This is a genomic window from Spiroplasma sp. Moj, from assembly GCF_016082285.1.
GTDB classification, from domain to species: Bacteria; Bacillota_I; Bacilli_A; order Mycoplasmatales; family Mycoplasmataceae; genus Spiroplasma; species Spiroplasma phoeniceum.
In genome coordinates this window covers 1-2,925 of sequence record NZ_MQTY02000116.1, presented here as the reverse complement: position 1 = coordinate 2,925, position 2,925 = coordinate 1, and the positions used below count along the sequence as shown (strand labels likewise).

Below are 2,925 nucleotides of genomic sequence, written 5' to 3'. Positions count from 1 at the left end.
TTATAAATTTTGTTATCATTTAGTCATAAGCGAAACTTAATTTGTTTCTAATTACTTAATTTTATTAAAAACCTCAAAATAATGTATACTACTAATGTTTGAAAAGAAAGGGATTTACATGCGTAAAATTTTAACACTCCTAACAACATTTCTGACTACAAGTGCTCCGATAGCTAGTGTTATATCATGCGGAACGCCTTCTCCATCAAAAATTGCTGGAAGAGAGAATATTTCAACAGAATTCACTTTAACTAATAATGTTATTGTTACTGATGATAATATGACTGTAGAAGAATCAATTTTTAATCAAGCAAAAATTGAAGGAAGGCTTTCTCAAGATTTACTTTTAGATTTTTTTGAAATTACTGATTCGAAAAATATGGTAAAACCGGTTACTGCTAATACACTACAAACTGGATATGTTGTTTTAACAATTCGCTACGATGAAGATATTCCATATATTGGTTCAATTACCGTTCGTTTTACTTTAGTTAAAAAGTCGTCAATGGATATTAGTCAAACTGTTAACTTAGAAAATATATGAGATGTCACAAAATATGAAAATGTTGAGGAATTATATAATGAGATTTGAGAAAAGGCCGTTGGTAGTTTTAAACCAGAAACGCCAATTGATGCAGAAACTTATGATATCTCAGGTTTTCAATTGCCAGACGATTATAATAAAGCATTGCCTGTAACAATGTTTGCTGAATATAATGGCAAAGCAAATACGCCAACAAGTCTTTTTAGTGGGACAATTACAATTAAATTAAGCATTATTAGTTATCGTGCTATGGTTAATTTGAAATTACAGCAGAATAACTTAGAACCACCAAAGTTATATGACTTAGTGTGAAAAGAAGTTAAACAACAGTTTAACGATGATTCGCAAGTTTCAAGTGATTATAATGACTATCAAATTGATTGAAGTACTGTAACAGAACCAAATATTGGTGGTAATACAGAGTTGAATTTTTTAGCAACACCAATTGATGAAAGCATTCATCATTATATGAGAGTTGTTGGATTCATTGTTAAAGATCAAATTGAATTACCACCAACAATAGAATTATCAATTTCAATTGTTGTAACTCAACAAGAACGACCAAATGTTGATAAAGATTGAATTTGAAAATTAGTAATGCGTGAAGCAAACATTAATGCTGGACCAGCATTAACTAATTTTGACACCACAAGTTGACAATCAATATTTAATAAGAATTGACCTAATATTGGGCGAAGAGAAAAAGTTACTTTGCAGGCACTTAATCTTAACACTGACCCAATTTTTAAAGGCAATATTGCAATCACATTAACATTAATTAATCAAGGAATTGATCCTGGGTTATTAGCATTAGACCCAATTTTATTGGCTGAAGATGATAAACACACAACAAACTCAGTTTTAGATTTAGTATGAGATAAACTGATTAATAATAAGGCATGGAATCCGCATTTATCACGTGATTTAGTTAATTTTGAACCTCAAGACCTAGACAGACTAAGTAATGCTTTAAAAGAAACTAAAAAAAGTGGAAAATGAGAAACTTATGTAATGAATATTTCTGGAAAACAAGAGGTTGCTGGTCGTGATTTTAAAGTTACTGTTCACGGTCAAATTAAAATGGTTAATAAGCCAATTGAAGAAAACTCCGTAGTTGATTTATCCTATAAAACTTATCAATTTGTGCCAAGAAAACAAAGTAGTTCGGACAACCAAGTGCCATATTTAGCTCATCAAATTTGAGGCGATATTATTAAAAATCCAATATTTATTGTTGAAGATGAACCAACTTTTGGGCTTTCTAAAATTCAAACGGATTGAAACTACTTTGAATTAATTTGTCAACAACTAGATGAAGCGATTAATAAATATGATGTAAGTAGTAGTGATAATAAAATTCCTTTAGAGTTGCAGTTTTCATCTAAAAATAATGCTATTTTTACAGATCAAGTTACTCTTAAATTAAATTTAACCCTAACTGTCCCAATTAAGTTTAATCTTGATTTAACAAGTTCAATGTTGCCAATCTTTATTCGTAGTTTACCAAGAACATTAGCAGATAAAAAAGAATTAGTAAAAAATATGGTTAATGCAATCCTATATGATGGAATCATAAAAAATCCAAGTTTAAAAGGACAACAGCCAAATATTTTATGAGAATTATTATCTTATGATACAGAATCAGAAGAATTCATTGAACAATTTAATTTCCCAACAGAAAATAATCCACAACAAGAATTGATTATTAAGGTTAAAACATCAACTGGCCAATTCGCTAATGGTATATTTATGTTAAAAATAAACTTAATTTATCAACCTTAAAACTCTTCAAAAAAGAAGAGTTTTTTCTTTTATTAGATAGAATAAAAGTTAGGTAGTTCCTAATATTAGAAAACCAGCTGTCTATGCACTAATTTCATATGCATAAAATAAATTTGGTAAATCAAAAATTAGTGCATCTGTAGGCTTAGATATACTATCTGAAACTGACAATACTAAAAATTTTTCAAAGTCAGTTTCAAACCTAAATAGATTTAGATAGAATATTCAAGATTTTTTATCTAAATTTTAGACCAAATGATTATTTTATTATGTTAATTTTTAAGAAAAATTTAACAGATATTAAAACTACCTAATTATGATACAATTTTGCATATAAAAATAATTATATTAATTATTAGCTTATTAAAATAATAACAACTAAATAGAAAAAATAAAAAGTTATTAAATATTTAAAATTAATATAGATAGTTAATATTATACAAATAATCAATCTTGGTAATAATTTGAAAATTAATTTATTTTTTAAAATTTATGAATTATGGAAGGAAGATATTTAGTAGACTTCTTGCATAACCTATTAAAATAATTGTAAATATTTTTAAAAAGATATTAATAGCANATTATAATTTTNANTNNTA

At 26.9% G+C, this 2,925-nt stretch carries 1 protein-coding gene; it reads left to right on the top strand.

Annotated features, from left to right (window positions below; all coding sequences use genetic code 4):
• The first annotated feature begins 118 nt into the window (after window positions 1–118).
• Entirely contained in the window at window positions 119–2,326 is a 2,208-nt protein-coding gene (locus BST80_RS04800) for a hypothetical protein (RefSeq protein ID WP_415746203.1), read from the top strand.
• Window positions 2,327–2,925: the final 599 nt, after the last annotated feature.